The following is a 7441-nucleotide window of genomic DNA, read 5'->3' as shown; positions in this document are numbered from 1 at the left end:
GCGGCGCCCCCCACCCCGCCCGGTTGTGGTACATTCGGGGCCACCCCCCCCCGTTTTTGCCTTTTTTTACCCCGTTCTCGGCGGCCTCAGCGGCGGAGGGCTCGGCGGGCGAGGGTGTTGCCGAGGAACTGGGCGAGCTGGACGAGGACCACGATCGTCAGGACCGCCACCCAGGTGACCACCCAGTCGTAGCGCTGATACCCGTACGAGATCGCGAAGTCGCCCAGGCCCCCTCCGCCCAGGCTGCCGGCGACGGCCGACAGGTCCACGATCGCGACGAACACGAACGTGTAGCCCAGGATGAGCGGGCCGAGCGCCTCCGGGATGAGCAGCGTGGAGATGATCCGCCACGGGCTCGAACCCATCGCGCGCGCCGCCTCGATCACACCGGGGTCGATCGTGACCAGGTTCTGCTCCACGATGCGGGAGATCGCGAACGTGGCCGCGATCGTCATCGGGAAGATCGCCGCGGGCGTGCCGAGGAACGTGCCCAGCACCGCCTGGGTCAACGGCGCCACCGCCGTCATGAAGATGATGAACGGGATCGGTCGGACGAAGTTCACCAGCACGTTGAGCACCGCCGACAGCACCCGGTTCTCCAGCAGGCCGCCGGGCCGCGTCGAGTACAGCAGCACGCCGAGCGCCAGCCCGAGCACGCCGCCGAGCACGAGCGTCGCCACGACCATCCAGAGCGTCTGCCCGATGGAGGTCAGGTAAACCGGCCAGAGCGTCGACCAGTCCGTCATGCCGCCACCTCCTCGACCTCGGTCACCGTGCGCAGCTCCGCGACCAGCGCGTCCACCGCCTCCGGCTCGCCGAGCAGTTCGAGGGTGAGGCTCCCGAACGACCGGCCCTGCAGCGCGGAGATGCCGCCGTAGACGATCTCGAACCGCACGCCGTGCCGCCCGACCGCGTCGGAGAGCACCGCGCCGAGGCGGCCGTCGTCGTGGATGCGCGCCGAGACGATGCGGCCGGCGTGCTTGCCGCGCAGCCGCTCGATGTCGGCCTCCCCCGGCTGGTTGCGCAGCACGGTGCCGACGAAGCGCTGCGAGGTCGCGGTCTGCGGGTTCGAGAACACGTCGAACACCGTCCCGAGCTCGATGATCCGGCCGGAGTCGAGCACGGCGACGCGGTCGGCGATCGAGCGGACGACCTCCATCTCGTGCGTGATGACGACGATGGTGACGCCGAGCTCGGCGTTGACCCGCTTGAGCAGGGCCAGCACATCGGCGGTGGTCTCGGGGTCGAGCGCGCTGGTCGCCTCGTCGGCGAGCAGGATGGCCGGGTTCGTCGCCAGCGCCCGGGCGATCCCGACGCGCTGCTTCTGGCCTCCCGAGAGCTGGTCGGGGTAGGCCCAGGCCTTCTCGGTCAGGCCGACGAAAGCGAGCAGCTCGGTCACGCGCTCCCTCCGCTTGTCGGCGGGCCAGCCCGCGACCTTCAGCGGGTACGCGATGTTCGCGAACACGGTGCGCGAGCGGAACAGGTTGAACTGCTGGAAGATCATCCCGATCCCCGCCCGCACGCTCCGGAGGTCGCGCTCGCGCAACGCGGTGAGGTCGCGGCCGTCGACCACCACCGAGCCGGAGGTCGCGTGCTCCAGCGCGTTGATGAGCCGCACCAGCGTGCTCTTGCCTGCGCCGGAGTAGCCGATGATGCCGAAGATCTCGCCGCGCTCGATGGTCAGGTCGATGTCCTCGACGGCGGAGACCGCGGCGTCGCCCGAGCGGAAGCTCTTGGTGACGCCGCGGAACTCGATGAGGGCGCTCACGCCTACTTCGCCGCCCTGATGGACTTCTCGAGCGAGTGCAGGATCGAGATCAGGTCGGCCTGCGGCTTCTGCACGAGCACGGCGGTGTTCTTCGAGTCCTCGAGCACCGCGTCCTGGACGGCCTTGGTGTGGTACAGCTCGGCGACCTTGAGGTAGGTCGCGTTGTCCTTGTCCTTCGCGCGGGCCACGAACGCGTTGATGTACGGCTCGGCCGCGGAGCTCTTCGGGTCGTCGTGGAAGAGCGCCGAGTTCGGGTCGATCCCCGCCGGACCGACGAACGTGTTGTTGATCACGGCCGCGGCCGCGGAGTCGAGCGCGGGGGCGGTCTGGGCGGCGTCCACCGGGATGACCGTCACCTTCGACGCCGCGGCGTCGATGTCGGCGGGCGTGGACAGCGTGTTTCCGCCGTTCTTCAGCTTCAGGAGGCCTGCCTGCTGGAGCACGAGCAGCGCGCGGGCCTGGTTGGTGGGGTCGTTCGGGATGGCGACTTGGGCTCCGGCGGGCAGCTCTTTGAGCGCCGAGTACTTCTTGGAGTACAGCGAGAGCGGGACGACGAGCGTCGACGCGAGCGGCACGAGGTCCTGGTGCGACTGCACGTTGTAGTTCGCCAGGAACTGCAGGTGCTGGAAGAGGTTGAGGTCGAGCTGCCCGTCTGCGAGGGCGGGATTGGCCTGCGTGTAGTCCTTGAACCCGACGACCTGGACGTCGATACCGTCCTTCGCTGCCGCCTTCTCCAGCACGGGCCAGTACGGCGCGGACTGCTCGGTCGTCCCGATCTTGACCGTGACGGTCGTGCCCGCGGCGTCGGCCGAGCCGCTGCTGTTCGCATTCACGACGGCGACGACGCCGCCCGCGATGGCGAGGACCGCGACGACGGCGATGCCGACGATCCACGGTGTCTTCGAGCGCTTCGGCTTCTCGGGGAGCGCGGGGACGGGTCCGGGCGGGGTGGCGTCGGGCATGGCTGTGCCTCTCTTGTGAAGGGGTGGGATGTGCCGGCGAACGGTTGGCGGCACATCGAGCCTTCCAAGGCACGAGCGGGAGGGCAAAACGCGTTCCGAAATATGACGACCCGAGTCCGCGCCGTCAGATTTCGCATCTTAGGTGCGAACACTCTGGCCGGGTGCGGCGGCTTTCGAAAGAATCGGGGGTACGTGTGCGCCGGAGGCCATTGGGGGACCTCCGGCGCACACCGCACTCCTGCGGATTACGCGGGCTGCGCCGCCGACGCCAGGATGCGCACCATGTTGCCCGACGGGTCGCGGAACGCGCAGTCGCGCGGGCCCCACGGCTGGTCCTTCGGCTCCTGGAGCACCTCGGCGCCGCTGGCGCGCACGCGCTCGAACACGCCGTCGAGGTCGTCCTCCGTGCGGAAGACGACGTTGGTCAGCACACCCTTGGCGACGAGCTCCTGGATGGCGTCGCCGTCGGACTGCGAGCGGCCGGCGTACGGGTCGGAGAGGACGATCTCCGTGCCCGGCTGCCCGGCGACACCGAGGGTGATCCAGTGGTGGCCGCCCGACTCGACGTCGTTGAGGACGTCCAGGCCCAGCGCGTCACGATAGAACGCGAGAGACTCCTCGGGGTTCGTGACGGTGATGTGCGAGTACTGAAGCGAAATGGTCATACGGCCACTTTAGGAACGCGGCGCCGGCGGCGCTTCTCCATTCCTGCTCGATGCCCGGCCAGGGATCGGCTCAGCCCGGGATCGGCTTCGAGCGCACCGGCCGCGTGCGCTGCTTCGCGATGCAGTTGGGCATCGCGAGCACGGCGCGGTGCTCGCGGGTGCGGTAACTCGTCGGCGACTCCCCCACCACCTCGGCGAACTTGGAGCTGAACGAGCCGAGCGACGTACAGCCGACCGCCATGCACGCCTCGGTCACCGTCATCCCCTCGCGCAGCAGCGCCATCGCGCGCTCGATCCGCCTGGTCATCAGGTAGCTGTAGGGGGTCTCGCCGTAGACGGCCCGGAACCGGCGCGAGAAGTGCGACGGCGACATGAAGGCGGACGCGGCCATCGTCGGGACGTCGAGCGGCTCGGCGTACTCGCGATCGATCTTGTCGCGCGCTCGTCGCAGGATGACGAGCTCCTCCAGTTCCTCCGGGGACACGCCTCCACCGTAGCTCTCAGGCCCGCGCCTCAACAGCGGCTTCACCCGCGGCGACGGTGGGGACCTGCTGCTGGCGCGGCTCGACCAGCCGGATGAACGCGCTGAGCTCGCCCACCCCGGCCGGTGTCGTCGGCAGGAACTCGGTCAGCTCCGGCGAGTGGATCAGGTATGCCGCCCACTTCGCCCGCGAGATCGCGACGTTGAGCCGATTCTTCATCAGCAGGAAGGACATCCCGCGCGGCACGTCGGCGGCCGACGATGCGGCGAGGCTGACGATCGCGACGGCGGCCTCCTGGCCCTGGAACTTGTCGACCGTCCCGACCCGCAGCTGCGGGAAGCCGGCCGCGTCGAGCAGCTCGCGTACCTCGGCGAGCTGGGCGTTGTACGGGGTCACGACGATGACGTCGTCCTGACCGAGCGGCGCGTCCTCCACCCCCGCGGCGGGGTCGCTCCAGGAGCGGCCGATCAGGTCGTCCACGATGCGGACGACGGCCGCGGCCTCCTCCGGCGACGCCGTCGCGTTGCCGACGTGCTCCACCGGGATCGGGTGCAGGCCGGGTTCGACACCGCCGAGCTCCCGGTCGCGGGTGCTCTCGTAGGCGTGCAGCCGGCCTTCGTACGACAGTCGGGACACCGACTCCGCCAGTGCGGGGTGCATCCGGCGGCTCTCGGCGAGGAAGTAGCCGAGCTCGGCGGGGAGCACGTCGTGGCCGGCGCTCACCCAGCCCAGGGCGGAGCCGTCCACCGGCTCGGGATGGCTGCCCTGGCTCACCTGCGGGAGCTGCTGCGGGTCGCCGAGAAGCAGCAGGTTGCGCGCCGACACGCCGACCGCGATGGTCGACGCGAGCGAGAACTGGCCGGCCTCGTCGATCACGAGCAGGTCGAGGCTGCCGCGCGGGATGCGCGCGGCGTTGGCGAAGTCCCAGGCCGTGCCGCCGACGACGTAGCCGCGTCCCTCGCGCTCAGCCGCGAATTCGAGGTGCCCGTTCCGGCGCAACGGCGTGAACCGGGGCTCCTCGGCCGCACCGCTGGGTACTTTGCCGACGAGGGCGGGGTCGAGCCCGGTGTCCACGACGCGGTCGAGCAGGTTCTCGACCACCGCGTGCGACTGCGCCACCACCCCGACGCGCCAGCCGTGCGCGGCCACGAGGCGGGCGATGACGTGGGCTCCCAGGTAGGACTTGCCGGTCCCGGGAGGTCCTTGCACCGCCAGGTAGGAGGCGTCGAGGTCGAGCAGGCTCGCGGTCACGGCCGCGATGCGCCCGGTCCCGTCCTCCGGCCCCTCGGGCGCCAGCACGCCGGACCGCGTGCGCGGCGGGGTGCGCCGGAGCAGGTCGACCGTGGCGTTCACCGGCCAGCGGTCGTGCTGGCGCGCGGCCAGCAGGTCCGTGCCCCACTCGCGGACCGCTTCGGCGAGCGGACGCGTGTTGGGCGGCGGCGCCGGGGTGAGCGCCATCGGGAGGTGCGGGTAGGCCTCCACGTCCTCCGGCAGCGTCTCGCGCACCAGCACCGAGCCGTCGTCGGCGACCGCGATGACGGCGGCGCTGCGCACCGTGCGCGCGCCGGGCTGCGCGCGCAGCAGCCGGAACGGCCCGGGGTACTCGTAGAGCAGGAACGGTCCGGAGTTCTCGCTCACCCGGATCGCGCTGCCCGCGCCCCACTGGCCCGACAGCTGCAGCTCCCGCCGCTCGACACGCTGGCCCTCGTCCAGATACCAGTCGCGCACCACGCTTACGGACTCCACCACCAGCACGTCGCGGGTGTCGGCCCACTCCTCCACCGGCTGGATGAGCCGGGAGAAGTGGCTCTGCCAGAAGCTCTTCTGCTCGCGCCGGTGGAAGTCGATCGCGGCCGCGGCGAGCGCCACCGCCTCCCGGTCGGGCGTGCGGTGCGGGTCGAGCGGGTCGCCGGCGAAGCCGAGCAGGCTCGCCCGCAGCGGGGACTCCTCGGGTGTCTGCTCCAGCTCCTCCAGCGGCGCGGCGCCGATCGGGACGCCGGCCTCGGCGGCGCGGGCGAGCAGCCAGTCGCGGAGGCGGAGCGTGGACACGCAGTCGTAGCGGTTGTAGTCGCCGAGCGCGTCGAGCAGCGGCTGGGCCTCGTCGAAGCGTCCGAGCGCGATCAGGTCGCGCGCGTTCGCGTACTCGGTGATGGAGTCCGCGCCGTTCGTCACCTCGCTCTGCCGCAGCTCGGTGCCCATGTAGAGCGGCTCCAGCTTCTTGATGGAGTACGACCGCGATCCGACGCGCACCGACTTGCGCACGAGCGGGTAGAGGTCGACCATCACGTTGTCGCGCAGCAGGCCGTCGACCTCCGCCTCGCCGACCCCGTGCCGGGCGGAAATCGACAGCAGGTGAGTCTGCTCGTAGGCCGCGTAGTGGTAGATGTGCATGCCGGGATACGCGGCGCGGCGTTCGCGGACGAACTCCAGGAAGCGCTCCAGCGCCACGCGCTCCTCGGCGAAGTCGTGCGCCCAGAACGCCGTGAACCGCGCGTCCTGGTCGACCAGCCCGAACAGGTAGTCGAGGTTCCAGCGCTCGCCCGCGCCCTCGGTGTAGAGCGGGTCGCCCTCGAAGTCGAAGAAGATGTCGCCCGCGTCGGGCTCCGGCAGGATCGCCAGCACGGGCGCGTTGAAGACGCGCACCGGCGGCGGCGCGCCCTCCACGGCCTCGAGCTGCAGCCTCGCCTGCTCGCGCAGCCCCGACAGCGTGCCCTCGGGGATGCCCTCGACCGGCCCGGTGGAGGCCGCGAGCGCGTCGATGGTCGTGATGCCCGCCGCGGCGAGACGCTCGCGCTGGGTGACGCGCATCCCCGCGACCAGCAGGACGTCGTGGGCGGCGATGATCTCCGCGTCGCAGGTGTCGCACCGGCCGCAGACCGTGAACCGCGGGTCGCCCCACTCCACCGGTCCGGGGTCGGCGACGTGCGCGGCGATGATGTCGAGCAGCCGCGCGCGGCGCTTGCGGTAGACCGGCTCGATGTCGGACAGCCGGTGCTCGCTGATCGAGCCGTCGCCCAGCAGCAGTTCGACCGTGCCGTCGACCTCCACGCCCGTCCGCCGCAGCTGCTCGGCGTAGGCCGCGAGCTGCAGCAGCGCGGTGACCCGGGCGCTGCGGGCGAGCTTGGAGTCCTGCACGCGGTAGCGGCCGTCCGGCAGCCGCACGATGAAGTCGGCGAAGCCGACGAACGACCCGTCGAAGAAGGTGGCCTGGAAGACGACCTCGCTGCCGCGGGCGAACGCGTCCGCGGTGAGGCGCACGGCCTCCGCCAGGCTCTCGGCGGTCAGCGACTCGGGCCGGGCGATCTCCGCCACGCCGTCGCCGAACCGCTCGCGGTAGCGCTCCAGGATGTGGTGCTCCTGCTCATCGCCCAGCCGCGACGAGCGCACGTACATCGGGTCCTCGACCTCTTCGGTCTTCTCCAGCCGGCCCAGCTTGACGTCGAGCGTCCGCAGGAAGGCGAACTCGCACTTGGACGCCTCGGTCAGATCGCTGGCACTGGTGACGATCACACCGTCGAGAAGGAACACACCGCTACGCTATCGGCCGCCGCCGACATCCCGGGC

At 71.0% G+C, this 7441-nt stretch carries 6 protein-coding genes; all 6 read right to left on the bottom strand.

Going from position 1 to position 7441, the window contains the following annotated elements:
- Window positions 1-86 precede the first annotated feature (86 nt).
- A complete protein-coding gene (locus ACFRFH_RS17470; RefSeq protein WP_382464267.1) occupies window positions 87-746 on the bottom strand; it encodes a methionine ABC transporter permease in 660 nt (219 codons plus the stop codon).
- Window positions 743-1768, bottom strand: a complete 1026-nt coding sequence (locus tag ACFRFH_RS17465) for a methionine ABC transporter ATP-binding protein (RefSeq protein WP_382464266.1) — start codon at window positions 1766-1768, stop codon at window positions 743-745. Before ACFRFH_RS17465 ends, ACFRFH_RS17470 begins: the two co-directional genes overlap by 4 nt.
- A 2-nt stretch (window positions 1769-1770) precedes the next feature.
- On the bottom strand, window positions 1771-2730 hold the full coding sequence (locus tag ACFRFH_RS17460; protein ID WP_382464265.1) for a MetQ/NlpA family ABC transporter substrate-binding protein: 960 nt from the start codon (window positions 2728-2730) through the stop codon (window positions 1771-1773).
- Between the two features lie 245 nt (window positions 2731-2975).
- Entirely contained in the window at window positions 2976-3395 is a 420-nt protein-coding gene (locus tag ACFRFH_RS17455; RefSeq protein WP_345834641.1) for a VOC family protein, read from the bottom strand.
- Window positions 3396-3465: 70 nt separating this feature from the next.
- Window positions 3466-3879 carry a helix-turn-helix transcriptional regulator gene (locus tag ACFRFH_RS17450; RefSeq protein ID WP_370054041.1) on the bottom strand — a complete coding sequence of 138 codons (414 nt, stop codon included), beginning with the start codon at window positions 3877-3879 and terminating at the stop codon, window positions 3466-3468.
- Window positions 3880-3895: 16 nt separating this feature from the next.
- Window positions 3896-7405: a TM0106 family RecB-like putative nuclease gene (locus ACFRFH_RS17445; RefSeq protein WP_382464264.1), complete on the bottom strand. Its 3510-nt coding sequence runs from the start codon at window positions 7403-7405 to the stop codon at window positions 3896-3898.
- Window positions 7406-7441: the final 36 nt, after the last annotated feature.

It is taken from the genome of Leifsonia sp. NPDC056824 (assembly GCF_042789575.1).
GTDB lineage: Bacteria > Actinomycetota > Actinomycetes > Actinomycetales > Microbacteriaceae > Leifsonia.
Note: the sequence above shows the minus strand (reverse complement) of the source record. Positions and strands in the feature narration are given on the sequence as shown.